The organism is Mesorhizobium sp. AD1-1 (assembly GCF_020164655.1).
In the GTDB taxonomy this organism is placed as follows: Bacteria; Pseudomonadota; Alphaproteobacteria; order Rhizobiales; family Rhizobiaceae; genus Mesorhizobium; species Mesorhizobium ciceri.
On record NZ_JAIUGP010000010.1, the window covers coordinates 212,553 to 237,933 of the forward strand.

23 protein-coding genes and 3 pseudogenes are annotated in these 25,381 nt (G+C 59.2%); 17 read left to right on the plus strand and 9 right to left on the minus strand.

Features of this window, described 5'->3' with window-relative positions:
* Nucleotides 1-7 precede the first annotated feature (7 nt).
* Nucleotides 8-712, plus strand: a complete 705-nt coding sequence (locus LB519_RS20080) for a TIGR02281 family clan AA aspartic protease (protein ID WP_013531717.1) — start codon at nt 8-10, stop codon at nt 710-712.
* A 10-nt stretch (nt 713-722) separates the two neighbouring features.
* Here the strand turns inward: LB519_RS20080 and dusA are convergent, their stop codons facing one another.
* On the minus strand, nt 723-1,721 hold the full coding sequence (gene dusA / locus LB519_RS20085; protein WP_224620944.1) for a tRNA dihydrouridine(20/20a) synthase DusA: 999 nt from the start codon (nt 1,719-1,721) through the stop codon (nt 723-725).
* 115 nt (nt 1,722-1,836) lie between these two features.
* Between dusA and LB519_RS20090 the strand changes: the two genes are divergently transcribed.
* Nucleotides 1,837-2,898 carry a site-specific integrase gene (locus tag LB519_RS20090; RefSeq protein ID WP_224620945.1) on the plus strand — a complete coding sequence of 354 codons (1,062 nt, stop codon included), beginning with the start codon at nt 1,837-1,839 and terminating at the stop codon, nt 2,896-2,898.
* 974 nt (nt 2,899-3,872) lie between these two features.
* Here the strand turns inward: LB519_RS20090 and LB519_RS20095 are convergent.
* Nucleotides 3,873-4,076, minus strand: a complete 204-nt coding sequence (locus tag LB519_RS20095; RefSeq protein ID WP_224620946.1) for a helix-turn-helix transcriptional regulator — start codon at nt 4,074-4,076, stop codon at nt 3,873-3,875.
* 129 nt (nt 4,077-4,205) lie between these two features.
* A complete protein-coding gene (gene traA, locus LB519_RS20100; RefSeq protein WP_224620947.1) occupies nt 4,206-7,253 on the minus strand; it encodes a Ti-type conjugative transfer relaxase TraA in 3,048 nt (1,015 codons plus the stop codon).
* A gap of 172 nt (nt 7,254-7,425) precedes the next feature.
* On the opposite strand from traA, the pseudogene LB519_RS20105 reads away from it, so the two are divergent.
* A pseudogene (locus tag LB519_RS20105) lies at nt 7,426-7,751 on the plus strand (conjugal transfer protein TraD).
* A gap of 1 nt (nt 7,752) precedes the next feature.
* On the plus strand, nt 7,753-8,010 hold the full coding sequence (locus LB519_RS20110; protein WP_224620948.1) for a conjugal transfer protein TraD: 258 nt from the start codon (nt 7,753-7,755) through the stop codon (nt 8,008-8,010).
* A gap of 5 nt (nt 8,011-8,015) precedes the next feature.
* Here LB519_RS20110 and LB519_RS20115 read toward each other — a convergent pair whose 3' ends face one another.
* The 3 genes from LB519_RS20115 to LB519_RS31340 all read right to left on the minus strand — a co-directional run bounded on the left by LB519_RS20115 (nt 8,016) and on the right by LB519_RS31340 (nt 10,498).
* Nucleotides 8,016-9,728: an amidohydrolase family protein gene (locus LB519_RS20115; protein ID WP_224620950.1), complete on the minus strand. Its 1,713-nt coding sequence runs from the start codon at nt 9,726-9,728 to the stop codon at nt 8,016-8,018.
* Nucleotides 9,729-10,038: 310 nt separating this feature from the next.
* Entirely contained in the window at nt 10,039-10,416 is a 378-nt protein-coding gene (locus tag LB519_RS20120) for a DUF6804 family protein (RefSeq protein ID WP_224620975.1), read from the minus strand.
* On the minus strand, nt 10,364-10,498 hold the full coding sequence (locus LB519_RS31340; protein ID WP_224620952.1) for a YHYH domain-containing protein: 135 nt from the start codon (nt 10,496-10,498) through the stop codon (nt 10,364-10,366). The genes LB519_RS20120 and LB519_RS31340 overlap by 53 nt, the downstream gene beginning before the upstream one ends.
* A gap of 135 nt (nt 10,499-10,633) precedes the next feature.
* Between LB519_RS31340 and LB519_RS20130 the strand changes: the two genes are divergently transcribed.
* From LB519_RS20130 to LB519_RS20185, 12 genes are all read left to right on the plus strand, one after another.
* Nucleotides 10,634-10,780 (plus strand): hypothetical protein, encoded by a 147-nt coding sequence (locus LB519_RS20130; protein WP_224620954.1) that lies wholly within the window; start codon nt 10,634-10,636, stop codon nt 10,778-10,780.
* 170 nt (nt 10,781-10,950) lie between these two features.
* Nucleotides 10,951-11,679: a hypothetical protein gene (locus LB519_RS20135; protein WP_224620955.1), complete on the plus strand. Its 729-nt coding sequence runs from the start codon at nt 10,951-10,953 to the stop codon at nt 11,677-11,679.
* Nucleotides 11,680-11,996: 317 nt separating this feature from the next.
* Entirely contained in the window at nt 11,997-12,662 is a 666-nt protein-coding gene (locus LB519_RS20140) for a hypothetical protein (protein ID WP_224620957.1), read from the plus strand.
* Nucleotides 12,663-12,859: 197 nt separating this feature from the next.
* Nucleotides 12,860-13,000, plus strand: coding sequence for a hypothetical protein (locus LB519_RS20145; RefSeq protein WP_224620958.1), 141 nt, complete (start codon nt 12,860-12,862; stop codon nt 12,998-13,000).
* A gap of 651 nt (nt 13,001-13,651) precedes the next feature.
* A complete protein-coding gene (locus LB519_RS20150; RefSeq protein WP_224620960.1) occupies nt 13,652-15,289 on the plus strand; it encodes a methyl-accepting chemotaxis protein in 1,638 nt (545 codons plus the stop codon).
* Between the two features lie 23 nt (nt 15,290-15,312).
* Complete coding sequence (locus LB519_RS20155; protein WP_224620961.1) at nt 15,313-15,780, plus strand: chemotaxis protein CheW; 468 nt, start codon at nt 15,313-15,315, stop codon at nt 15,778-15,780.
* On the plus strand, nt 15,777-17,018 hold the full coding sequence (locus LB519_RS20160) for a CheR family methyltransferase (RefSeq protein WP_224620962.1): 1,242 nt from the start codon (nt 15,777-15,779) through the stop codon (nt 17,016-17,018). The genes LB519_RS20155 and LB519_RS20160 overlap by 4 nt, the downstream gene beginning before the upstream one ends.
* Nucleotides 17,018-17,713: a chemotaxis protein CheW gene (locus LB519_RS20165; protein WP_224620963.1), complete on the plus strand. Its 696-nt coding sequence runs from the start codon at nt 17,018-17,020 to the stop codon at nt 17,711-17,713. The genes LB519_RS20160 and LB519_RS20165 overlap by 1 nt, the downstream gene beginning before the upstream one ends.
* Nucleotides 17,710-19,983, plus strand: a complete 2,274-nt coding sequence (locus LB519_RS20170; RefSeq protein ID WP_224620964.1) for a hybrid sensor histidine kinase/response regulator — start codon at nt 17,710-17,712, stop codon at nt 19,981-19,983. The genes LB519_RS20165 and LB519_RS20170 overlap by 4 nt, the downstream gene beginning before the upstream one ends.
* Before the next feature lie 22 nt (nt 19,984-20,005).
* The gene (locus tag LB519_RS20175; RefSeq protein ID WP_224620965.1) at nt 20,006-21,025 is read left to right on the plus strand and encodes a chemotaxis response regulator protein-glutamate methylesterase; all 1,020 of its coding nucleotides are present in this window, start codon (nt 20,006-20,008) and stop codon (nt 21,023-21,025) included.
* 64 nt (nt 21,026-21,089) lie between these two features.
* Nucleotides 21,090-22,043 (plus strand): PleD family two-component system response regulator, encoded by a 954-nt coding sequence (locus tag LB519_RS20180; protein WP_318011937.1) that lies wholly within the window; start codon nt 21,090-21,092, stop codon nt 22,041-22,043.
* 658 nt (nt 22,044-22,701) lie between these two features.
* Nucleotides 22,702-23,160 carry a MucR family transcriptional regulator gene (locus LB519_RS20185; protein WP_224620967.1) on the plus strand — a complete coding sequence of 153 codons (459 nt, stop codon included), beginning with the start codon at nt 22,702-22,704 and terminating at the stop codon, nt 23,158-23,160.
* A 181-nt stretch (nt 23,161-23,341) separates the two neighbouring features.
* Here LB519_RS20185 and LB519_RS20190 read toward each other — a convergent pair.
* Nucleotides 23,342-23,488: pseudogene (locus LB519_RS20190) on the minus strand (histidine kinase); the annotation flags it as partial.
* Nucleotides 23,489-23,543: 55 nt separating this feature from the next.
* On the opposite strand from LB519_RS20190, the gene LB519_RS20195 reads away from it, so the two are divergent.
* Nucleotides 23,544-23,753 carry a hypothetical protein gene (locus tag LB519_RS20195; RefSeq protein WP_411909259.1) on the plus strand — a complete coding sequence of 70 codons (210 nt, stop codon included), beginning with the start codon at nt 23,544-23,546 and terminating at the stop codon, nt 23,751-23,753.
* Nucleotides 23,754-23,846: 93 nt separating this feature from the next.
* Here the strand turns inward: LB519_RS20195 and LB519_RS20200 are convergent, their stop codons facing one another.
* Together LB519_RS20200 and LB519_RS20205 are read right to left on the minus strand one after the other, a co-directional pair.
* Nucleotides 23,847-24,131, minus strand: a complete 285-nt coding sequence (locus tag LB519_RS20200; RefSeq protein WP_224620969.1) for a hypothetical protein — start codon at nt 24,129-24,131, stop codon at nt 23,847-23,849.
* Between the two features lie 517 nt (nt 24,132-24,648).
* Nucleotides 24,649-24,890, minus strand: a pseudogene (locus LB519_RS20205) (hypothetical protein).
* Nucleotides 24,891-25,381: the final 491 nt, after the last annotated feature.

Consider the following 25,381-nt stretch of genomic DNA (forward strand, 5'->3'; position numbering starts at 1 on the left):
GGTGCGGATGAGCCGGTTGTTCTGGATATTGATGGCCGCGATCGGGGTGGGAGCAGTCCTGCTCATGCTCAACGATTCCGCCGGCAGCACCCTCGGCGTGGAGAACAACGATTTCAGCCGGCTGATCTGGCTCGGCGCCTTTGGCGCCCTTATCGGCGCCGGCCTGCTTCGCTCGGGCCGACCCCTGGGCGCCATGGCCCGCAATCTCGGCGCTTGGGCAGCCATCGCGCTCGCGCTGATCGCCGGTTACCAGTACCGCTACGAACTGCAGGATGTCGCCAGCCGGGTGACCGCGGGCCTTGTTCCCGGCAGTCCGCTGGCCCTGGGTATCGAAGACGGTCACGCCACCGTAACGCTCGACAAGGCGGACAACGGCCATTTCGAAGCGCGCATCCTGGTCAACGGCAACCCGGTCCGGGCCGTGGTGGATACCGGCGCGACCAGCACCGTGCTGACGTCCGAAGACGCACAAGCCGCCGGATTCAATCCAGCGGCGCTCAACTACACCATACCGGTTTCGACCGCCAACGGCATGGCACGCGCCGCGGCCGTGAAAACCGATCAGATTGCGATCGGCGGCATCACGCGCAGGGATATGTCGGTGATGATCGCCGCACCCGGCATGCTCAGTCAGAGCCTGCTCGGCATGAACTTCATCGGTTCATTGTCGGGTTTTGACGTGCGCGGCGACCGCATGATCCTCAGGGACTGATCCCCGAATCTCAAGCCGCTTCGGCTGCCGCTCCGCCGAGCTCGACGGCCGCGAAAGCCGCCTTCAGCACGTCCGGGCCGGCGCCGGGTTTTGTCGCGTCGGTGGACAGTATCTGCCGGTAGCGGCGCGCGCCGGGCAAGCCATGGAACAGTCCGACCATGTGGCGGGTGACATGTCCAAGCCGCCCACCCTGCTCGATATGACGTGCCGCATAGTCCGCCATCGTATCGATCAGCGCGGCGAAATCGAACGGCTCGGACTGGACGCCGTAGAAAGCGGCATCGACGCCAGCCAGAATGCCGGGCGTGTGGTAGGCGGCGCGGCCAAGCATGGCGCCATCGACATGGTCGAGATGCGCCAACGCCTCTTCGATCGTCTGAATGCCGCCATTGATGCCAATGAATTCGTTATGTTTTCTTGCCTTCAGCCGATAAACTCTGTTGTAATCGAGCGGCGGGATGTCACGGTTTTCCTTGGGGCTCAGCCCTTCCAGCCACGCCTTGCGTGCATGCACCCACAATGCGTCGGCGCCGGCGTCGAAAACTCCATCCGCCAACGCATCGAGGGCCGGCTCCGGATCCTGCTCGTCGACGCCGATGCGGCATTTGACGGTCACGGGAATTGTCACCGCCGCCTTCATCGCCGCGACACAGCCGGCAACGAGGTCCGGCACCTTCATCAGGCAGGCGCCGAACGTGCCCGACTGGACGCGGTCTGACGGACAGCCGACATTGAGGTTGATCTCGTCATAGCCAAAGGCCTCGCCGATGCGCGCCGCCTCGGCAAGTTTTTCGCGATCCGAGCCGCCGAGCTGCAGCGCGACCGGATGTTCTGACGCATCGAAGCCGAGCAGACGCTCGCGTGCGCCATGGATGACGGCGTCGGCCACCACCATCTCGGTGTAAAGCAGCGCATGGCTCGTCAACTGGCGGTGGAAGAACCGGCAATGCCGGTCCGTCCAGTCCATCATCGGGGCCAAAGCGAGTCTATGCTCTTGATATTTCAGCATTTTTTCTTTATCATCAATTTGTTAGTCGCCATCGCCGCTACGCCACTTTACGCCAGAATACGACCCTTTTCGCCACGTTTCGATCTCTCAGTGCACACGGAGCGCACACGAAAAAATGGCCACCTATACAAAACTCTCATCCGGTTCCTGGCGCGTCCAAGTCCGTCGCAAAGGTCGCTACGTCAGCGAGACCTTCCTGCGCCGAGACGACGCCCGGCGTTGGGCCACCGAAACCGAGCGCCAGGTCGATCGAGGTGAGACGCCGACCAAGTCCCGCATAGCGCGCCTCAAAACCTTCGGCGAACTGATAGACCTTCATATCGACGACATGTGCGATGTAGGCAAGTCCCCTCGCCGCTCCAAGGCCGCGGCCCTCGATATGCTCCGACGGCATTTGGGGAAGTGCAACCTAGCAGCGCTCGATCGCGAGCGGCTCATTCGTTTTGGTCGTGACCGCGCCGACCAAGGTGCCGGACCGATGACCCTCGGTATCGACATCGGCTTTATAAAACTTGTTCTTACCCACGCCGCTGCGGTCCACGGCCTGCCCGTCAAGGTCGAACCGGTTGATTTCGCGCGTGTCGCGCTTACGAGGCTCGGTCTCGTAGGCAAAGGCCAACAGCGAGATAGACGACCGACACAGGATGAACTCGACAAGCTTATCGCGCACTTCGAGGCAAACCCTCGCCAGATTGCACCGATTAGCCTGATCATTCGATTCGCTATCGCAACCGCGATGCGCCAGGAAGAGATCTGCAAGGCGCGTTGGTCCGATTTGGATTCTCGCACGCGGATGCTCCTTGTCCGCGACAGGAAGGACCCTCGAAACAAGAACGGTAACAACCAGCGCATACCGCTGTTCGCAGCCACTGGCTATGATGCGTGGGCCATTGTTGAAGAGCGGCTGACAAAGCGCAGCAATGACGACGATCGAATCTTCCCGTTCAACCATCGGTCAGTTGGAACTGCCTTCCGTCGAGGATGTGCTGACCTGGGAATCCACGATCTTCATTTTCACGACTTGCGGCACGAAGGAACGAGCCGCCTTTTTGAAGCTGGGTTCACAATCGAACAGGTAGCGCTGGTCACGGGGCACAAGGACTGGAAGATGTTGCGGCGCTATACGCACCTCAAGCCGGAAATGCTCCACACTATCCACGCGGCGAAGGCTGCATAGTTAGCGGGAGTACGCCTTCTTAGGCTTAGGTTGCGGTCGAAGTATTCATCGCCCCAACCCAATCGTGATCTGTCATCTTTGCGGCAGTTTAGCGACATTGCATGTATGGACTCAAGCTTTGATTGGGGGCATTCTCCGGTTGGGGAGGTGTCCAGTCGGCAAAGGGCAGCAGAATAACGCCAATAGGCGATGGCGCCAGGCGATGGCGCCGCAGGATATGGCGTCTTGAGTATCTGTTCGCGTTGAACGTTGTGCCTGCAGCCGTGTTCATCTCGCAGAGCCCCGAAATCATTGGCGCGGCTCCAGCCTCATGCATCTGACAGCCTTACACCTCCCAGCGCCTCTCTGGTCCCGCAGCGAAACAGAGGCGCGCGGCCGGCTGGTGCAACGCGCGCCGATAGGATGCTGACACGGCGCACTCTGCAGAAGTTGATCAATACCGCTGCAGCCCACGTGCCAGGCGACCACGAGATCATGACCCCAGCGGCCAAGGTGAAGGCGGCACCACGATGCTCCTGCCAAAGTCGATCGGCCGTTCGGCTTCACGAAAGCTAGCATCGCGAAGACCTGCGACGTGCAAAGAGACGCGCCCCATCAATCATGCAATTGCATGCCTCAGTGTGCGCATCGGTCATGCGCCCACTTGATGAGGTTGGACGGCGTGGTGGTTTCGCCACAGCGTATACTACGAGCTCGTTGCTCGGCGTGGCCGAGCTTTTTTCCAACCTGCTCCAATCCGCAGCATTCTCGGGGAGTGATGCCGTAGCCTGGAGGCCCGCGTCATATGCGGCTACGGGAGGTTCACAAAACAGGAGCATTCCGCTGGGATTCCTCGTACGAAAGCGGCAGAGAGCGTGGAGTTCACTAACGGCAATCATCCGGGCCTTAGACTGCGGCGACCCTGACCGACAACGCAGCGGCATTGAATTCATTCCAGAGAATGGCGGCGGCCCCGGCGTTCGTCTGTCTCGCAATCAGAACTGACGCTCTTTTCGCCATGCAACGGGATCAGCGATCCACCGATTGATATCGGATTCGCGCCAACCGGCCCCGTTAATGCTGATCTTGATCTGGGCCGGGAACGTGCCTTCGGCGATCTTGCGATAGATGGTTGGACGGGACAGGCCGGTCCGGGCAAGGACGGTTTTGAGGCGTACAATACGATCTGACTCGGGCATAGCTTGCCTGCTTCTCAGTGGTTGTTGCTGGTATCTACTGGGACAGACAGGACGGACCGAATGCTGGACGCAATCAGTTTGTCGCTTCAGCCGTCTGCAGCGTGAAAACGGCGGCAAATCGGAGGGGTGTCAGAGCCCAAGGCCCCGCCCCTTACCGATGCCGTGGCTGAACGCGAGTTCCGCGCCCAGGCGACGACCCGAATCCACGTTGATGCCAAGCTCGCGCTTGCGGTTTGCCAGTAGGGATTCAAGCTGCGGATCGCGTTCGAGGCTCTCGGCCATATCGGACATTGCCGTGCGCGTTGACTTGTAGCCGGACATGTCGCCGGCCTGGTATTGCTCCCGCCCCGTCTGATCGAGCTTTTGCCAACGTTCGACGAACCGGTCGGCGCGGCGGCCGGGATCGAGGTCCATTCCGGTACGGATTTCCGTTTCAAGCTGGAGAGCAAGCACGACGCGGCTGACGCGGCCGGCGCTCGCCTCACGAACAAGCTCAGGATTTTTGACGTAGGCGGCTTCGGCATCGCGCCAGCCATGAGGCCGAACCTTCTCGAAAGCGCCACGGGCATCCCTCAATTCGCGCATCTCCTCGGGACTGCCCTGCCCGTCCGCATTTCCAGCACTGAGGATCGCGTCGAGAGCGCGCGCGTGACGCACAAGCGCCTTGGTGCGAGCGCTGCGCAACGCCGCTTCCGCGTCCACCGGCGTATCCGTGTCGCGCGGCACTCCGGTGGCGAGATTTCCTCTGCCGAGCGTCGGGCCAGCATTTCCGATTTGCGCGCCCTCATATCTCCTTTCCGGTCTTCGCCCACCTTCCTGGCTGGACTCGGCGTCTCCGGGCGAGCGCAACCCGTCCAGCAGTCCACCGATCCTGTCGCGCAACTTCTCCGGAACGATCCGGCGCACGATCTCGACTACACGCTGTCGGAAGCTGATCCCGCGCCGCTCGGCATAGCTCTGCGCCGGGTCGACCTGCTCGTAATCCGACGCCATGTCCTTGGCGCGGTCGCGTGAGAGCGTGCGGTCCAGCCGGTCCCGCGTGCTGAAGTCATCACCGCCATAATGCAGCTCCATCCCGTCTCGATGACGCGACAGGGCGACGTAACTGCCATGCGCATCCATTCCCGGCGTTGCGAGCACGTGGGTGCGGTCTACGGTCATGCCCTGCGCCTTGTGGATTGTCGCGGCATAGCCGTGGTCAAAGTGGCTATAATCTTTCAGGTCGAAGCTCACCGACCTGCCGTCGTCAGTGCGCACGGTCATGCTCTGCCCGCTGACGTCTTCAATCATGCCCAACGTGCCGTTCTTGACGCCAAGCCCGCGCTCGTTGCGCAGGAACATGACGCGGTCGCCGCTGGCGAAGTTTCTTGGGCCGCGTTCGACATTCACCTGAACCTCGTCGCCGAGATCACCAGCAGCGCGCATGCGCTCGCGCGCTGCCTGGTTCAGGGCGCGCACCTCGTCGTTTGTGTGGGTGAGGATGATACGGCTTGCCTCTGGATGCGCCTGCCTGTCGCGATCCCAGCGCTCGACGAGTTCACCCCGCGCCTCATTGCGGGTTGCAGCCTGATGCACCATGCCTTGCGCGTCGTAGACGTCGATCGCGGCGCCGATCATGCCGGTTGCCAGATCGCGCGTGGCATCACGCTGCCAGTCCTCGCGCTGACGGCGCACCTGGCCGATTTCGACACCGCCGTGTCGATCATGAATCGAGCGGAATGCAGCGCCGGCTTCGATTGCCTGCAACTGCTGCGGATCGCCGACGAGGACGACTTTTGCGCCAGCGTCCGCCGCATGGGAGAGCACGCGCTCCAACTGGCGCGTGCCGACCATGCCGGCCTCATCGATCACCAACACATCGCGTGTGGTGAGCAGATCCCTGCCCTGTCCCCAGCTATGTTCCATACTGGCGATGGTGCGAGACGAGATGCCTGAACCGCCTTCAAGATTCTCGGCGGCAATGCCGGAAAGTGCCGCGCCGCGAACCTCGAAGCCCGCCGCTGCCCATGCCTGGCGCGCGACACCCAGCATAGCGCTTTTGCCCGTCCCGGCAAAACCGACAATGACACCAAGTCCGCGGCCATCGGTGATGTGCGCAAGCGCATCGGTCTGCTCGCCCGAAAGGACAAGCCCGCTTTGCGCAGCCCGCGCCAGCGCTGCCTCGCGATGTGCGTTGCTCACAGCGTGCCGCTCGTCCAAATCGATCCGCTCCGCAGCGCGGTGAAGGCGCTGTTCTGTCTCGATCATCTGCCTTGTGGTGAAGCGGTCTTCGTCGCGTCCGTCCTTGCCGAGTTCGACCAGATCGGGTGCATGGCTGATGGCTGCCACGACCTTGTTGAACTGCTCCATTCCGTCGCTGTGGCGATGCGAGAACTTCGCAATGTCCTTTCGGGTGAAGGTCGATTGCTGATGGGTCATGGCGTCCAGCGCCACGGATGGATCGGCAATGATGCGCGCGCCATTGTTGCGCGCGATCTCGCGATGCAGTTCGGCGCGATCTGCTTCAATGTCGCCAGCAGCAAGGCCGCCGCCCTCGATGCGTTGAGCCGGTGCGCCAATCTGGGTTTGCGGCTCCAGGGCAATGCCCTGCGCTTCCAGACTGCGATGATCGATGCGCGCGTCGATGTCGAGTTCGGCCAGGCGTTGATTGGCCAGTTCCGCCCATCGCTCGCGCCAGCGCTCGACCAGCTGGGTAGCGTTCCAGTCTCGGACCTTTGCGCCAAAACCATTCTCGTCCACGGACCGCATGGTCAGCATGACATGAGCATGCGGTTTGGGACTGCCATCCTCTGCCCTGTCCCAATGCACATTGAGATCGGCGACCATGCCCCGACTGACAAACTCGGTTTGAACGAAGTCGCGCGCCAGTTCGATGCCTTGCGCCTGGCTGAGTTCACGTGGCAGCGCAAACTCCACCTCGCGGGCAAGCTGGGCATCCTTGCGCGCCTCGAAGGCTTCGACATCGTTCCACAGCCGTTCGCGGTCGCGCCAGGCCGCCGGGGCATCCTCCGGCAACATCACCTCGGAATGGACGACACCGCGTTTGGCCGAGAAGTCGTGAACACGATCGATCCGCTCGTCGCGCAACCGCGACGCCGAACGGTAGGCGGCGGACGCGACAGCGCTGCTCCCAGCCTTGCGGCCAATGACCTTGACGTGAAGATGATAGATCGCCATCGCGACCAAGTCATTTGCACGTCAAAGCGCACGTCGGCACGACGTATAAGCGCGCCCTCCCTCGAAAAAATCTCCGGATGGACCAGCCCGTCCCGGGCTGTCTCGGCAACCCTGAAGCCTTCCGGCAGGCGCTCCCCTATCATCCTCCGATCGACAACCGATGGAGACAGCCATGCGCAAACCACGCGATTTCGATACCGAACTGAAGGCGCTGGAAGAAAAAGCGCGAGAACTCAAACGCGAAAGGTGCGGCAACTTGGCGAGCTGGTGATCGCCACTGGCGCCGATCAACTCAGCACCGATGAACTGGCCGGCGCGCTGGTCGCAATCGCTGAAACGAAAGACATTTCAAAGCGTGAGGCATGGGCCAAGCGTGGAGTAATGTTTTTCGAGAGCCGGTCCCGGCGAGCTGCTCCGGCATCTCAGCGCAACCCTCGCGGCGCTGAAGCACAACCGGGCGGCACACAATCGCCGGCAGGCGGCACAGGCTCGCAATGACATGAGGACGTGGCAGGTCGAGCGTCGCAAGCGCACGCGACATCTGATCGAACTCGGCGGCCTCGTGGTCAAGGCGGGCATCATCGAACTGACCAATGACAATCGCGCTGCCATCTACGGCGCGCTGCTTTGGATCGCCGCCAAACTGCAGAGCGATGAAGGCGAGCGTGCGCGCAACCTATGGACTGCGAAGGGTACGCAGGCGTTCGATGCCGAACGGCGTGAGGAGGGGATGGGAAGGTGTGCTGCTAGCCCGTAGGGCTGCTAGTCCGCGAAAAAGTCTGCCAGGAACCGTGTGTTCGGCGCTGGCAAGCGAGACGCATCAAGCCCATGCTTTTGATAGTATGCCAGCAGGCGGTTGCGCCCGCGGCTGCCGCGTTCCAGCGGAAGAAATCGCATTGCATTGCGTCGGAAAATCTTGTCGCAGGCATCGTTCGACAAGTGGCAGTCGGTTCGCAGGAAGGCGTTGATGCTCTCTACGTAGTGCTCGTAGCCGGCTTCTCTGCCAAGCATGATCCAATCGCTGCCATAAAGGATGTGGTCACAGTCGGGGTCAAATTCCGCCAACCAGCGTCGGAAGGCGGAAGCGAGTGACTGTCTGACATCAGCCTTGGCTGTCAGGACCTCCGAGAAATAGCTGATGTCGGTAACGACATTCTGACGCGGTTTCGACTTGATGAACTCGCCGAGTCGCCACTCCCAGCTGCCCTCCGGCAGCGGCATGCCTTCGCGCCCGGCAGATCGGGCATCGAAGCGGCCAAAATGGGCGAGGCAAACGCGCAAGGCCGGAAACTGCTGGAAAATTGGAATCCAATAAGCGGGATCGCCGCGTTTTGCATAGTCGGGGCCTGACCCATTCGAAGCATATCCATGGGCAAGGATTGGGGCATCGAGTTCGACGCACAAAGCATAGAGAGACCGAAGGGCTGCATCTAGCTGTGTACTGGGATCGAAGCCAAGCAGCTTGACCGTCCGCACCGGATAGGGTGACTTGTTGCCCGAGGCGCGAAATCCCATCGGCGGGTAGAGCTTGGCGCCAATAAAGCCGTGCTCTGTCAGGGCGGCGCGGACCGTTGCCAACGAACCGGTGGTGCTTTTACCGGCGTTATATGCAACCTCGCGAAGCGGATCGAAACCCATATAGCCATGCAGCACTGATCCGGTCTTCGCCATCCGCCGCGAGATATGATCCATCACCACCATCTGCCGCTTCAGCGGTGAGACATCCACATCCTCGTAAAGCCATTCGTCGTAGTCGACCAAAGCCGGTGTCAGCATAACCGGCTGGAAGCCTTGTCGGTTTGTATCTGCTGTCAGCCGCTCGACGAGCACATGGCGGTAAAGCCGAAACAGGCTGAACCAGTTCAAGTAGCGCCCAACGGCATCCTCGCGACTGAACGCCCGCTGGCTTGCCGAACGAGCCCGAGCGGGCGAGAGCGCTTCATTCGCTCGCAAGGTGTTCATCGGCTCACCGAGCATGTAATTCAGGAATTTTTCTTCTGGCAACGCGGATCGGTTCGATAGGTCGGTGGGGGCTGCCATGGTCACGGGACGCCTCGCCTTGCGATCCAACAACAGCAGATGCTGCGCGGTATCCTCAATGGCTGCTGCTCTGGCCTTCGCAGGCGAGAGCGCGATTGGCATGCCGCCTTGCCCAGTCGTCAGATATGCAATCTCCTGATCGGCACTTGGCGCCCTATCGGAACCAAGCAACCGCAAGAGCAGCTGGATGAACTCGTCAGTGACATCTGGATCACGCACCGCCAGGATGCGAGCCACCGATTGCTTGGGAAAATCCTCAAACACAACCTGTCTGAGGAAGCGCGTTGCTGGCAGATCGGAAGCGTTGAAGACATGGCAGTGAGCGTCAATTATGGGAACGCCTTGCCCCGGTTCGGATGGGCTGTCGGACTTACAGCCAGCAGCAAATGCAAATAGAGACAGCGATGTTTGTTTGAGAAAATCTCGACGTTTCACCGTGTTTCCCTCACCCGACATAATGCAATCACAACAACATGCATCGTGCAAGCGCGCGACAGCTTCGGTTGGCGCGCATCAATCAGCTCATCGGCCGGGTCGAGTTGCACAGTGACCTTGCCCGGCGCCGCGGGCGCCGTCGGTCGAGAAATCCGCATCAAAAATATGCAGCCTCAGACGGTTGTGTCCGCGTCCTCAAACGTGGCCCCGAGAAACTCAACGTCTGCTGGCACAGCGATCTTGGCCTCCGGTGCCGGCAATTGGGCCGATCTGGTCAGCGACGGCAGAAATTGGGTCATCAGACGGGCAGTTAGCGTTGGCGGTGCGCGACAAAACCGAATAGTGCCGCCGCGCCGACATTGAACACGGCCCATAACTCGCGCGGCAGATGAACTGGTAGGAATGGATTGAAGATCGCGGCGGCTCCAAACAGTGCCCAAGCCAGGTTGTGGTTCTCGAGCGCTGATTTCCAGACCACAGCTCCGCAGTAGATCCCGGCGGCGCAGACAATCACGCGAAGAAGTTGATAATAGCCGTACGGCCACGGCGCGACCGCTAGCAGCGACATGACTGTGACGCAAATGCAGACCAGGCGAACCGTGCCGCCCGGCGTTGAAAGCCAACTCTTCAGCACGTCAGTGGCAGTGATATTCGCCAGTCTTATGATTCTTATGGCAACCGTTGGCATCGGTGCCCCCACTGTGCGCAAAGCCGTTGTTCGAAACTGCTAAAAATAGAATTGCTACGGCTGCAAAAATTGTTGCCTTCATAATTTCCCCCTAAGTATTTCACACACAAAGCACGATCGTTGCGTAAGCACAAGCCGGCGGCTAATATTCGGCATCCTCCGCGGCGGCGGCTCCGAGAAAGCTCCGGCTAGGCCGGGGCCAAATGAGTCAACACAGATGGATCAACTCTCAAGGGCCATCACACAGCCAGGCAGCGATTGGCGCGGGACAGTCAGCGCCATTGCCATCGATCTGGCGGGCAAGATGGCTGCAGGCTTGGCGATTGGAATTGGTATTACTTTCGATCGCGCGCTGGCGGGCTAAGCCAACTGGCTTCGATGGGCGCCGATCCAGATGACGCCCCGTCAAGAATCAGGTATCGCTAAAGTTGCGGCGGACCTGAGAAGGGACCGTCTAGCCGGCGCCATTCAGGCAAGCTCCCAGCAGAAGCGCGCCGGCTATTTTCCTCTGACGCTTTGCGAATTATGTGGCTAGTGCTGAAGGCCAACAGAGTAAATCAGAGCGAATGGCTGCAGATGTTCAAGGCGCCATTCGACCCCTGCGTGGAATTGGTGCCCGACGAGTCGGGCGACCAGTTGTTCATTCTCAAATCGAAAGAGCTGGACAGCCTAGCGACTCTTAGAGACGTGCTCAACGCCGGAGACGGCATTGTCCGAACCTTGAATGGCATCGCTGGGGGAGTCGTTTTTGGGGGGTCGTCCGTTGATGCTGACGGCGCTGCGGAAATGCGTGACGGTAAATTGATCCGCCACCTAATGTTGCGCGCGGAAACAGCTCATTTCTCCTTTGGACGCGGATCCGCCGAGTTTCACGTCATCATGAAGGATGAGGAAGGCAACATCGTTGCGCCGCCTCCTGCGCCGACCCTGGCCCAACGCCGTTATGCTGCTTCTAGGACTAATGAGCTTGTAACTCACGCGCTCAACTATTGCGCGGGCGAGCCGGGTTGGTTCGACCTTTACAAGGCGATGGAGTTGCTGGAACAGGCTGGGTGCAACCCAAGGGGCGGAAAAGGCAGGGCTGAAATGGAACGCTTCAGCCTCACCGCAAACTGGTTCTATCGGCATCACGACCATAGAAACGAGCAGAAGCGTCCAGCAAAACCGATGGACTTACGCGATGCGCGCCGGCTATTGCGCGCGCGGATCAATCAAGCGCTAGATGAGGTAGATAGGCAGGCGCAAGCTACCGCTTCGGCGTGATGTTTCTGGCTGCAATTCGGGCTGAGACGTCAAGCGCGCTTGCGGGGGCGAAGCATTTAGCACGGCCGGAACCTCGGCAACCGTCGTTAGAAAAAGGCGATTTCGCCGAACTTTTCGACCCATAAGCCCGACCAGAGACTGTATACTGCATGCTTGGTCCTTGAGGATCGCGAATGGACAAGCCAGCCAAACCGCCACTGTTCTTATATTTGGTCAAGCCGCACTTTCGGTGAAAATCGCCGGATCGCCTTCTCTCTGAAGCGGACTTTGATCTTGCCCGGATAACTGTAGAGGATTTTCGGTTCGTCACTAGGGAGATGACCACAAATCTGGCGGAACTGCCCGCTGAAATTCGCGGTCGCAGTACCATTCTGCGGCGTCTGCTATCGGAGAGAGACTTGTTCAACGCGGGACGCCTCTTGATCCCGAGTTCGGGCCTGAGAGTTCGCGCGCGGATGCTGGATTTCGACCCTATTCACCCCGCCGTGCTTTTGACGTGCGGTAACTACCCTTGGGCCGGGGATCGACTCCCGAATATCGCTGCTGTGTTCTCGCTAAAGGGGCAACCTCCTTTGACTGGAACCCCTTGGCGATTTCGGGACGACGCCGACGTGTCCCTCTCGGAATATCTGGAAGGTCTCGCGATCGCGGTACTTGGAACACCGGTGCGGCGGAGGGAAGTCATTAAATACGTCGCGGATAAGAAGGCCGCGCATGTTTCGGATCATCGGAAACACATAAGCGAGCAAGCAATCGACAGAGCGTGGTCTCACATGTCGATCACAATTGAAAACCAAGGAAAAGAAAAAATTCAACTGAACATGGTATATCTTGAGCTTCTTGCCGTTATTCAGGCGTTGAGATCGAGCGAGAGCATCAATGACTATATCACTAGAATGGATAGGTGGCTGAAATCAGCCGAGATTGTCTATCCGGAAGGGGCCAGGTACGAGAATGTCAACTTGCCCATTGAACCGCTTTAGCGACGGAAAATCGGCGCTGCGCCCAACAAGCCTCGCCGGAACACTGTCATTGCCGCCCAAGTCGGTAACGTCGACAGGCAATCGGTCGATCTGATCCGCGACATGGCCAACCGGCGGCCGGCCAACGTGTTTGGGGATGCAGCGGCGCGGACTTAGAGAGGCTGCTAGTCTCGTTCCACACGCCTCTGGACGAAGCCTTGGAGATGCCGACCTTTGAGGGGAAGGTTAAACCGACAGCCGCACGCGTGGGGTTTTTCGACCGCATCCATGCCGCCACCGGCACCTCACCGCTGAACGGCATTGAACTGCACCCAATCCTGAAGATCGAGTGGCTGTAGCGACGAAGACTCTGGCGCGGGATGCCAAGGCGCCGCGGGGGCAGACGTTGCCCAGGCTTAGAGCGGCGACGCCTGGCTAACATGCCGGCGTCCAAGTCTCGCAGCTCAGAAGTTTCACCTTGGCGGTTCTCCCAAAGAGTCTCGAAGTGGCGATGAAGCTGGCCAGTTCATCCCCGGGACGAAATCCGACATACCTCGATGAAGCCTACCCCAGAGCAAATACATGCGCCCCTACGTCCTTCACAAGTGCCAGCAGTTGGAGCTGTGGCGTGACCCAGAAAGTTCGAAAAGCTTCCAGAAACCCCAGTCGATGGTCAGTTGTAGAACCGGCTGCCGTCGGCTTTGGGGCCGCATGCAGTAGGTCTGGTTTCGGGCATCGACCTGGCCTAAGCAGCCATTCAACTCGTGGATTCAAGTAGCTCATCATCCACCCTCCGGTTGACGCTGGCGTGCCCCCCCCCACGGATGTCGGGCTGATGTGCGTCGACGGAAGGACGTCCTTCGACCACCACTTCTGGCGAGCCGCATCGCCATTATTAGTAATGGAACGGAAAAGAAACCATTCAGCATCAGACTAGCGCTTTTCGACGGCCCTGTCGGAACGAGCGCTTGTCGCGCAGCCCACGATGCCCCCATTGGTGGAACGGTTCAATGACGAGTCTGACAATACGCCATCGCATCCTCGTCAGTTTCGCTGCTGTTCTGGTGGTCATGTCCGTGATCGCCGTCATCGCTTATGCCTGGTTTCTTCAGGCGGGACAGGAGGCCACTGAGGTCGAGAAGGGTATCCTTCCAGACCTCTATCATAGCACCGAGATCATGATGGGCCAGATGACGGCTCATAGTCTGCTTCAGGAATATGCCCTTCAGGACAACCCGTCGGGTAGAAGCACGCTTGAAAGCGCGATCGCGACCAATCGCGACCAAGTGCAGCGGTCGATGGACGACTATGAAGCAACAATCGTCTCCGACATCGACAAGCAGAATTATGCAGTCGTCAAGGAACTCGCCAACCAATTTCGTCTGGCTGAAACTGCTGTGCTGGAGACGAGCCGGGCTGCCTTGTCGAAAGGTGAAACTCCCAATGAAAGCCCGGCCATCAAGAACACGGTAGAGCCGATCTTTGCGAAATTGCTGTCCGCTTTGCAGGCCATGGTTGAGGATCACAGAGGCGAGGCAAACAGCGCGACGCAGCGGATCAGCTCGATTGTTAGCACGGCGGAAGTCGGTTTGAGCGTTGGCTTGTTGATAGCCCTCGGGCTAGCCCTTCTTTTGGGCTACCAGCTGTTTCGCGCTATCACAGGTCCGCTCACCCGTTTGATCGACGCGGTTCAATTGATGCGGAAAGGCGACTTCAGCGAACGCCTCGATCTGAGGCGCAGAGACGAATTCAGCGTGCTTGCCGACGGCTTCAACGCGATGGCGGACGATCTCACAACCCTCATTGGCCACGTTCAAAGGTCCAGCATACAGGTCGGCACATCGATAACTGAGATCGCTGCAACCTCCAAGCAACAGCAGGCAACTGCGACTGAAATCGCAGCGACCACAACAGAAATCCGCGCGACAGCCAAGGAAATCTCGGCCACATCAAACGAGCTCGTCCGCACGATGAACGAGGTCTCGACAGTTGCCGAGCAAACGGCTGCCGTCGCCGGCGGAGGGCAAGCGGGGCTGACCCGTATGGAAGAAACCATGCAGCAGGTAATGGACGCGGCGGGGGCGATCAATTCCAAACTCGGGATCCTGAGCGAGAAGGCTGGCAGCATCAATCAGGTGGTGACGACCATCACCAAAGTGGCCGATCAGACGAACCTGTTGTCGCTCAACGCCTCCATCGAGGCTGAGAAGGCCGGCCAATATGGCCGGGGCTTTGCAGTGGTGGCGACAGAAATCCGAAGGCTCGCGGACCAAACGGCCGTCTCGACCTACGATATCGAGCAGATGGTCAAAGACATTCAATCGGCAGTCGCGGCCGGGGTGATGGGCATGGACAAGTTTTCCGAACAGGTCCGCCGGGGTATGCAGGAAATCCAGCAGGTCGGCGGGCAGCTCTTCGAGATCATTCAGCAGGTTCAGGGGCTGGTGCCACGTTTCGAAATCGCCAATGAAGGCATGCAAGCGCAGGCGACCGGCGCGGGGCAGATCAGCGACACGCTAACCCAGCTGAGTGAGGCAGCCCAGCAAACAGTCGAATCCCTTCAGCAATCGACGCTCGCGATCGACGAGCTCAATCAAGTCTCAGGTGGCATGCGAAGTAGCATTTCGAGGTTCAAACTGAGAGCGTAGCGAGCCGGCAGTAGGAGGTGACAATGCTATTTCTCGCCTTCAGCATGGGTCTGGATCGCTACTTGATCGATGTCCACCAAATTGAAGAGGTGCTGCCTCGTCTCGATGTGAAGGTCCTGCCGGGTGCGCCAACTGGTGTGGTGGGTCTGGTCAGCTATAACGGAATACCCATCCCGCTGATCGATGTTACTCTTCTTGCGCTTGGCCGGCCGTCAGAGCGCCTATTGAGCACCCGGATCGTTGTGACGCGCTATCAGGCGCATGATGGCGAGCAGCGCCTGCTGGGACTGATCGCGGAACGGGTGACGGATACGCTTGAGCGAGACCCTGCCGATTTCGCGCCGTTCGGACTTGAACCAGGAACTCCGCCCTATCTTGGGCCGGTGGCTTCCGACAGTTCGGAGATCATTCAGTGGGTCAAAGTGGAAGCGCTGCTTTCGGAAGAGATTCGTACCGCGTTGCTCCGCCAGTCCGCAATGGATGATCAATGACCGGCGCAATAGAAACGCTCCTGACGGATGCCATCGGACTGGACAGTGCCAGCGTTGGTCCGACTGTGGTCCGTCAGGCGGTCAGAGAGCGGATGGCAGCATGCCGGATAACCAACCTTCAGGCCTATTGGCAACACTTGACCGGTTCCTCGCAGGAGCTGCAGGAGCTGGTCGATGCGGTGGTGATCCCGGAGACCTGGTTCTTTCGCGACCGCGAAGCGTTCACGATGCTGGCGCGACATGCGCGCATGCACAAGCGTGCTCAGCCGATAAAAGTCCTGAGCCTGCCATGTTCAACCGGCGAAGAGGCTTATTCGGTCGCCATGGCCATGTTCGATGCCGGCTTTGAGGCGCACGAGTTCAAGATCGATGGCGTGGACGTCAGCAGCCGCAATATCGCGACGGCTGTACGCGCGGTCTATGGGCGTAATTCGTTTCGCGGCAGCCATCTCGAATTCAAGGATCGCTATTTCGAAGCGGCCGAGGGCGGGTTGCGACCTACTGCTGCGGTGCTGAAACAGGTTCGGTTCAGGGTAGGAAACCTGTTCGGCTCTCGCGCGTCTTTCGGGCAAGAGGTCTATGACATTCTGCTTTGCCGCAATTTGCTGATCTATTTCAATCGAGAGCTGCAGGATCGCGCGTTGATCTGCCTGAAGGACCTGCTGGCCAAAGACGGACTCTTTCTGGTTGGTCCGGCCGAAGCAGCTCTTCCAAGGTTGCATGGCTTTATTTCCGCTGAATGGCCATTGGCCTTTGCCTTCCTGAAATCGGAGCCCGTGAAGACCACGGCGCCGAAAGTTTCGGCCGCCATCCCGGTGCCGATGCGAACCCCGAAGGTCAACAAGAGCAAGCCTCTTCTTCCGCCCCAACCGACAATTGGAACGGAGGGTCGTACACAGACGCCGGCCAAGCCGCTTTCGCAGGCCTCGGAAAGCCTCATCGCGGTTGAACGGATCGCCAATGCAGGACGGGTAAAGGACGCACAGGAGGTCGCCCTGGCGCATCTCAAGGAATTCGGTCCTTCCGCGCAAATCTTCTACTTGCTGGGCCTTGTCCAGGATGCGGATGGCGCTGCACCCCAAGCCGCGCAAAGCTATCGCAAGGCGCTCTATCTGGCGCCAAATCATCGAGAAGCTCTCATCCATCTGGCTTTGCTGCTTCGCAAGCAAGGTGACCATAACGGCGCCGAGGCCCTGGCCGGCCGGCTAGGTCGGGTCCAGAAAAGGAGCGGCAGCTGATGGCGGCTTCGACAGGGATCGCTCAGCCGGAGGAGTTCGACGACTGCTGGCGGCAAATAGGCGTACGGGGTGACAAGTCATGTCCGCTACTGGAGCAGCATCTCCACTGCCGGAATTGCCCGACCCATAAGAAGATTGCACGACACCTCCTCGACCGTGCGGCGCCGTCGGCATATCGCGACCAATGGCCTGGTCACGCTCGTCGAGCAGGGACTGATCCGGCCGACGGCGAGGCGCTGCAGACGGCCGTTCTCTTCCGTTTGGGGGAAGAATGGCTGGCACTTCCGGTCGGCATTTTTCATGAAGTGGCTGAATCTCGCCGCGTTCATTCACTTCCACATCGCAGAAACAGTGCACTGCTCGGGATTGCGAATGTCCGTGGTGAATTGCTCATTTGCCTGTCCCTGGCCGAATTGCTCGGGATAGACGAGCGCAAGGAGGAGGAACAAAGCTCGCGAACCAAGGTATTTCGCCGCCTAGTCGTGGTGGGCGAGCGCGACAAGCGAGTTGCCTTTACGGTTGATGAGATCCACGGCTTACACCGCTACCGGGCACGCGACACTCTCGCTGTGTCAGACACGATCGGAAAGGCGCTGTCGGCCGCTACTGTTGCCGTTCTGCCCTGGCAGGGACGGGCAGTTGGCTGTCTTGACCCAGGACAACTGCTCACGATGCTAGATCGGAGCATGGCATGACAGATGAGGACTTTAGCCAGGTTTCGATGCTCAGCCTCTTCCAGGCCGAACTGGAGACGCAGTCACAAGCGCTAACGGCTGGGCTTCTGGCACTCGAACGCAATCCCGTTGCCGCCGATGCCCTGGAAGCATGCATGCGTGCCGCGCATTCCCTAAAGGGAGCTGCCCGCATCATCGACCTGATGCCCGCGGTCAAAGTCGCAAATGCGATGGAAGATTGCCTGGTGGCCGCGCAACGTGGGAATGTGAGAGTGGGACGAGAGCATATAGATGCGCTCCTGCAAGGCTCTGACCTTCTGAAATTGATCGCATCGGGATCATCGAGCGAGCCCGCCAACTCAGAAGTTGAAACCTTTCTGGCGAAGTTCGAGGAATTATCCCTCCCCGAGGCAAAGCCCAGGCCCCAAGATTCAGCAGCTGATTTCGCAACTTCAGATGATGCCCTGGAGCAGCTGGCGACGACTTCTTCAGCGAACCTCCTCGTTGGGACGGTGCCGCAAGCCCACGCCATCGTCGGCTCTGATAGAATGGTTCGGGTGACGGCAGAAAGCCTGAACCGATTGCTCGGGTTGGCTGGCGAGTCGCTGATGGAAGCTCGGCGGCTCAGGCCATTCGCCGACGGGCTGCTGCGGCTGAAGCGCCTTCAATCGGACCTCGCAAGTGCGTTCGACAATCTTCATGCACTGCTGCCGCCGGGTTCAAACGATGGGGCAGCGGTGGAGGCGCTGGCTTCAGCCCAGCGAAAGCTTCGGTTGAGCCAAGCGTTCCTGGCGGAGCGTCTCGATGAATTGGATTCAGTGGATCGGAAAGCGACCGATCTTGCCAACAGATTGTACGATGAAACGTTGGCGAGCCGGATGCGGCCTTTCGAGGACGGCGTGCGACATTATGCGAGAACGGTCCGAGACCTCGGTCGTACCCTTGGCAAGCGGGTGCGACTGGAGATCGTAGGCGGCTCGACCGGCATCGACCGCGATATCCTCGAGCGCCTCGATGCCCCTTTGGGCCATCTCTTGCGCAACGCTGTAGACCATGGGCTTGAATCGCCTGAGGAGCGCCTCGCGATGGGGAAACCCGAAGAGGGGCTCATCAGGCTCGAAGCGAGGCATAGTGCCGGGCTACTGCAGATAGCCGTGGTGGACGACGGCAAGGGGATCGAGCTCTCGAAGCTGCGCGAGACTGTCATCGCCCGGCAGCTTGCGACTAGGGAAAGTGCTGACACACTCAGCGAAACCGAATTGCTCGCATTCCTGTTTCTGCCAAGCTTTTCGATGAAAGCGGGCCTCACCGACGTGTCCGGCCGTGGTGTGGGGCTCGATGCAGTGCAGGCCATGACGAAGGAGGTCCGCGGAATCACGAGCGTCTCCTCGGAATTTGGTCGTGGAACCCGGTTTCAATTGCAGCTGCCGCTGACGTTGTCAGTCCTGCGCACACTACTCGTCGAAGTCGATGGCGAGCCCTATGCGTTTCCACTCGCCGCCATCTCCAAGACAATCAAATTGCAGCGGATGCAGATCAACCTCCTGCAGGGCCGACCGCATTTTCGCTTGAACGATCGACAGATCGGGCTGGTCACCGCGCGCGAGGTGCTGGATCGAGGTGAGCCCGGATCCGAACCGGACGAACTCTCGGTCGTCGTCGTGGATACGGGTCGGGGCGATGCGTACGGCCTGATCGTTGACCGTTTTCTCGGGGAACGCGAGTTGGTGATCAGACCTCTCGATCAACGATTTGCCAAGATCAAGGACATCAGCGCAGCGGCCCTGATGGAAGACGGTTCGCCTGTTCTGATCTTCGACGTTGATGATCTGATCCGATCGGTGGAGAAGCTTGCGTCGTCCAGCGGATTTCGAGCTCTTCGGCGCGCCGCGGGCGGTCCCGAGCCGAGCAGGCGCAAGCGCGTGCTCGTGATTGACGATTCACTGACGGTTCGCGAACTCCAGCGCAAGATGCTGGGCAATTACGGTTATGAGGTCGAAGTGGCAGTCGACGGTATGGACGGGTGGAATGCCGTCCGGTCTGGTCCTTTCGATCTCGTCGTCACCGACATCGACATGCCGCGCATGGATGGCATCGAGCTGGTGAGTTTGATCAGAAAGGACGCTCATCTCAAGAACACACCCATCATGATCGTTTCATACAAGGATCGGGAAGAAGATCGCGCGCGCGGGCTTGACGCCGGTGCGGACTATTACCTGACCAAGAGTACCTTTCAGGACGAGGCGCTAATCCATGCTGTCGTGGACATGATTGGCGAGGCGACAGAATGAGATCGAAATTGGAAACCAACGTATGAGAATCGGCGTAGTCAACGACATGCCGATGGCGGTTGAACTTCTGCGCCGGCTGGTCTTGTCGACCGGCGAACATCAGGTCGCATGGGTCGCGACCAATGGGCGTGAGGCGGTCGAGGTCTGCAGACGTGATCTGCCGGATCTGATACTCATGGATCTAGCGATGCCAGAGATGGACGGCGTGGAAGCGACGCGCAGAATCATGGCGGAAACCCCCTGCTCGATCCTGCTGGTGACCGCCAGTATCGAAGCCAACCTCGTCGGTGTCTACGAAGCAATGGGTCATGGCGCGCTTGACGCGGTCGATATTCCGTCAGTAGGCATCGAAGGTAACGCGTCCTCGCAATCCGCACGGCTTCTAACGAACAAGATTGCGACGATCGGCAAGCTGATCGGTGATGCGCCGGCCAAGACAAAAAGGCGGATGTCACGTGACGCTGAGCCGACACCTCGACGCTTAATTGCAATCGGCGCCTCCGCGGGCGGGCCGGCCGCCGTTGCCGCAGTCCTGAGTGCGTTTCCCGTTGATTTTGACGGCGCGATCGTGCTCGTCCAGCATCTCGATGCTCAGTTCGTGCCGGGGCTTACTGATTGGCTGGGACAGCATACGCCTCTCCCGATCCGTCCGGCGCGGGAAAAGGATAGTCCTCAAGCGGGCACTGTTCTCGTAGCCAGTTCTGCAGATCATCTGGTTTTCAAGTCAGCTCAGCAACTTGGCTATACGCCCAGCCCCAAGGACAATGTTTATCGGCCGTCCGTGGATGTGTTCTTCGAAAGTGCGGCGCAATGGTGGCCTGGCTCGGTGATTGGTGTCCTGCTCACAGGCATGGGCAGAGATGGTGCGCGCGGGCTGAGACAGCTCCGCGACAAGGGGCATCTCACAATCGCGCAGGATAGAGCAACCAGTGCCGTCTATGGCATGCCGAAGGCCGCTGCCGACATCGGCGCGGCTGTTCATATTCTTCCTTTGGGTGCGATCGGCTCACGTATAATCGAAGCCTGCGAACGCTCCACGTGAAAGGGCTCGTCAGATGACGCAAGAACCAGAGTTGGTCCCGCCACTCGCAGATAACTATTCATCCATGGTTCTGCTCATCGACGATCAGATCATGGTTTGCGAGGCGGTCAGGCGTGCTTTAGCCAACGAGCCCGATATTTCCTTACACTTCTGCACCGACCCGTTGAGAGCGATGACGGTCGCGGATGAGGTAAAGCCAACGGTTATCCTGCAGGATCTCGTCATGCCCGGGGTCGATGGGCTGCATCTGGTGCAAGAATACAGGAAGCATGCGTCGACACGCGCGGTCCCAGTGATTGTGTTGTCTAGCAAGGAAGATCCAGCCACCAAGGGCGAAGCCTTCGCTGCGGGAGCGAACGACTATCTCGTCAAACTGCCGGACCGTATCGAGCTGATTGCACGCATTCGATATCACACGCGGGCCTATCTGGACCACGTCCAGCGAGACGCGGCATACCGAGCGCTAAGGGAAAGCCAGCGACAGCTGATCAGTGCAAATCTCGAGCTTGAACGTCTGACGCGGATCGATGGCCTGACGGGTCTCGGCAACAGGCGCTATTTTGATGAATATCTGACGGCTGAATGGAAGCGCGCTTTTCGCGCACAGTCCCCATTGTCGCTGTTAATGATCGATGCCGACAACTTCAAACGATACAACGATACCTATGGCCATATGGCCGGCGACGAGGTGCTCAAGCAAATCGCCGGCGTAATCCAGAGTGGTGCAGGCCGGTCCACCGATCTCGCTGCTCGGTACGGCGGCGAAGAGTTCGTCATCGTGCTGGTCGACAGTTTACTGGAGCAATCGAGTGCGATCGCAGAGCACCTCGTCCAGCGCGTGCGGGAGTTGAACATACCCCACGGCCCGGATCGCGTGACCATCAGCGTTGGCGTCGCAACAGCGGTGCCCACCCAGAACGAGACGCCAAACGATTTCGTCAACGCCGCAGATTTGGCTCTGTTTCGTGCCAAATCGGAAGGACGAAATCGTGTCGCGCTTCATATGTCCCGCAGCTAGCGAAGCTCAACGCACTTCCCTAAGAGCGGGCGCGTCATCTCAGGCTATGCGACCTATCTGAGCGGTGAACGCGTCTGGGCTCGCCCGCCGTTCAAGAAGATCTATGGCGACCAGCTCGCTTACTTTGCGGCTGGAGATCGAACTCATCGCTAATGACCGCTGGGCGTCCAGTTCTGGGTGGGAGCGTGCCGGTTCGCCTGTTCGCTCGAATTTCTGCTTTTGGGATTCCGCCGGGGCCAGCTCAACGGCTGACTTGAGGCGCGAAGCTGCCGTTCAAAACATGGTACTTGGAAGTCGTACCGTCGCGCTATCGGTCGCAACGTGCCAAGGGGTCGATCCCTTCCAGAGCCATGCAAAAGCCGCTAGTATCCTACTTTGTCCATGAGCACCCGCAATTCGGACTGCGAAGCGACCCAGAACGTTCGAAAACTTCCAGGAACCCCAGGCAGACCGGATGCTGGGCAGGCAACTTCGCTTCACGAATCTCTTTCGCTCCACGGTCGCGACTACTTCTGAAACAACATCAAAGGATTGCCCGAAGACCGTACGAATTCTGCGTCGGTTTCACTGCAGTTCGACAGACCAGGCTCAGGAGGGCGGTTGCGTCGTTGATCACCAACCAATAGAGAGGGGACAAATCAGACAAAAGGACCAACCAATGACCGACCTAGCCGACACCCGCGCTGCCGAATTAGCTGAGTTAACCGCCGACATTGTCTCAGCATATGTCAGGAACAATCCATTGCCGGTGTCTGGTTTGCAGGGCGTGATAGCATCGGTTCATGCTTCGTTGTCCGGACTTCGCACGCCGATCTCGACTGTCGTTGAACCGCAAACTCCCGCGGTCAACCCGAAGAAGTCGGTGACGCCGGACTTCATCATCTGTCTCGAAGACGGCAAGAAGTTCAAATCCCTAAAGCGGCATCTTAGCACGGACTTCGGTCTGACACCGGACGCCTATCGCGCCAAATGGAACTTGCCGCACGACTACCCTATGACAGCTCCGAACTACGCCGCTCAGCGCTCGCAACTGGCGAAGTCCATCGGGCTTGGCCGCAAGGTTGAACTCGTAGCACCCGCCAAGAGGACACCAGCGAAGCGGAAAGCCAAAGCGTAGTCCGCACCCACCTGACGCAACGGGAAAACTCAGCTATCTATGGAGAGCGGCGGACCTGAAAAGGACCGTCTGGCCGGTGCCATTCGGGCAACCTCCCAGCGAGGCGCCGGTCTTTTTTCCTAGCGGGGCGACAATAGATAACTACTCCAGTTGTCGGTCTGTCATGTAGCAGTGAGCGGTTAGCCCAGGCAATGGTCAACAGGTTCTTGACGCGGTGGCTCATTTCGCCGGCCAGAAGCTCCCTGCCCTCCTCCGCCTGTTTCCTCCCTGTGACATCAATGAAGATGCCGAACATGAGCCGCTGGACCATGCCTTCATCGTCGCCTTGAACTTGAGAGTGCAGCCGATGGTATGGCCGACATGTCTCGGGCGGATCTTAGATCATGCTTCGGCGCGCTGCATTGATGCTGCGGAACGTTGCCGGCCTCCCGCTCGAGCCAGCAACAGAGGACGCATTGAGCTCCATTGCGCCCGAAATGGAAATCGGCCGGTCGGACCTCATTCAAATCGTCTTGCGTGAGTGGCTGGAAACGAACGCCTATCTGCCGGTCCGGATGATCGATGAGGAAAGCGAGACCGACGGCAGCGCTTAGCAACCTTGCATCGCAAATTTGGCCTGCGGAAAAGGCCCGCGCTAAGGCTGCGGGCCAAATGATTTCGAGAACTACGCTATAGAGCGGTTATTCTCAGCCGCCCATCTTCTTGGCCATGGCACAGAAATCAGCGTGCGACTTGTTGAGCGTGGTGTCGCCGCAGTCTTTCAGCACCGCCTTTTGTTCATCCGGTTTCATGGACATCCATGCGGTCTTGAAATCCGCTTCCGACCTCAAGGTTTTCATGCCGGCATCCGTGAAGAAAGGTGACATCTTTGCAGGATCATCGAGCGCGGAAGTGGTGCTGCTGCCTGCCAGCGCTGAGCCGGTCATTATTGCGAGCGCCATCGCGCCCGTCGTAAGCATTTTGATACTCATTTTTTCCTCCGTTTGTTCTACACGCGCAAATCGCGTGACCTGGGGAAAAAACGTGGGCGTCTGAACTCTGTTCCCGCATCTCGCCGATCCGCATCGGCAGCCGTCTGACGCGCGCTGGTGTCGTGGAGAATGGCCGGTGCAGTGAGCAGTCCACCGTGCGGCGACGGACCACTGCGGCCAGCCTAAAGCGCGATCGGCAAACGCGGGCCCATTAACCACCTTCCTGGATAGATTGGACCCCAATGGGGATGCGGGGAGTTTACCTTGCATGGAAAATCACAAGCACAGATTCTATTGTCATATTGAGCGCGATGGATTGTGGGGAGTTTGGGATTGCGTCGCCAACAGGCCGGCAAGGTTGGGCGGTGGCGACCTTCGCGGTTGCACTGCCCAACGGGCTGAAGCTGCGGAACACGTCCTCACGAAAATTTACGACGGCGGACTTGATGCCGTCGCTATCCGCATCGCTGGCATTGTCAGTTCTGCGGGTTCGGCCTGATCGATCCCCGCTAGGCGCTTACCCACCCTTAGAGGGCAGCACCGGTCCAGTGATGTTCCACCGGATGAACGCGACCTCTTTCCCGGTGACGTCCCGCACGGCCATCAACGACACCTCATGCAGGACGCGCGTTTGCCTGTAGTGGTCGCAATATGGCGATATGAACGGCTTGATTATGCTTAGGTGCAGCGCTTCCGCTGCCACCAGGAAGCGCTCGATTCAGCCTGTGATAACTGCTTTGAGGATTTTGACCTAGCCATTGCGACACCTTTTGAGAGTCGCCCCATCCGAGGACAATATTCCCAGATCGAGCCTTCCTGTAAAGGCTGAAATGTCTGTCCCACGCCCTGGGAACATGTCTCTGAAATCGAAGTTCGGGATTCGCTTGGTAGGAAATCTCCTTGAGACAGCCGAGCAAGGCCCGCCGCTGGTGTCGAGACGGTGGCGGGCCACCTGTGATCAAATCTTTCGTAACGCTGGAACCTGTATCTGAAATCCCGGTTGGGTTTGCAGCTTGGTTGAGATCCCCTCCTCAAATCCAAGCTCTGTTAAAAGGCCCGTCGCTGTTTGTGTCCTTTCACAGCGACGGGCTTACTTCGTCAAGCGCTCCACCGTCTCAATGATCGCCTTGGCCAGAGCTTCGCCCTCATGGATCGGCTCAGGGCCGAAGCGACCAGCCATTCCGCGATAGCACCATAGCACCAGGGTCGGCCATATATTAGCTTGTGCTTGCGGCGGCCCACCCCCGCCA